The sequence below is a fragment of the Micromonospora sp. MP36 genome (genome assembly GCF_008119785.1).
Taxonomy (GTDB): Bacteria; Actinomycetota; Actinomycetes; order Mycobacteriales; family Micromonosporaceae; genus Micromonospora.
On the sequence record NZ_VSFA01000283.1, the window covers coordinates 1 to 851 of the forward strand.

General features: G+C 68.6%; 1 pseudogene. It reads left to right on the forward strand.

Annotated features, from left to right (window positions below):
* Positions 1-126: 126 nt before the first annotated feature.
* Positions 127-851 (forward strand): annotated as a pseudogene (locus FXF52_RS41180) (transposase family protein); the annotation flags it as partial.

Sequence of the window (851 nt, forward strand, 5' to 3'; positions counted from 1 at the left end):
TGAGCCTTTTCCAAGCTGATCTTGCAGCTCATGGTGGGTGCAGGCAGCCCGAACATCGATGAAGGCGAGGCTCCAGGTAAGACAGCAGTCGACCAAGATCCGATGCCCCGACCGGGAGCCTCGCCTGTGCTGTCTTACCCCTCCACGATCCCGCTGTCCAGCCGGACCCTGAACCACCTCGCCGACCGCATCCGAGCGCACCGTAACCAACGCCGCTGCCGATGGCGACGCCTCACACCGGGCCGGCAGGCGCTGCTCGCCCTGGCCCACCTACGCAACGGCGACACCTACACCCGACTCGCTGCCGGGTTCGCCATCGGAGTCGCCACGGCCCGGCGCTACGTGCAGGAAGCGATCACGCTGCTCGCCGCGGCCGCCGAGGACCTGGCCACGGCGATGCAGCGCATCCGACGCCTGGCGTACGCGATCCTGGACGGCACGTTGATCCCGATCGACCGGATCGCCGACCAGAAGCCGTACTACTCCGGTAAACACAAGCGGCACGGCGTGAACCTGCAGGTCATCGCCGACGCCGCCGGCCGGCTCGTGTGGGCCTCACCGGCACTGCCGGGCTCGGCGCACGACCTCACCGCCGCCCGCGCCCACGGCATCATCGACGCGCCGACCAACGCGCAGGTAATGACCTTCGCCGACAAGGGCTACCAAGGCGCCCGCGGCAGCGTGCGCACCCCCTTCAAGCGGCGCCGGTTCAGACCGAAGCTGTCGCGCCGGCAGAAGACGATCAACCGGGCGCACGCAAAAATCCGCGCCCGCGGCGAACGAGCCATCGCCACACACTCAAGACCTGGAAAATCCTGGCCAAGCTGCGCTGCTGCCCACGCCGAGCGACG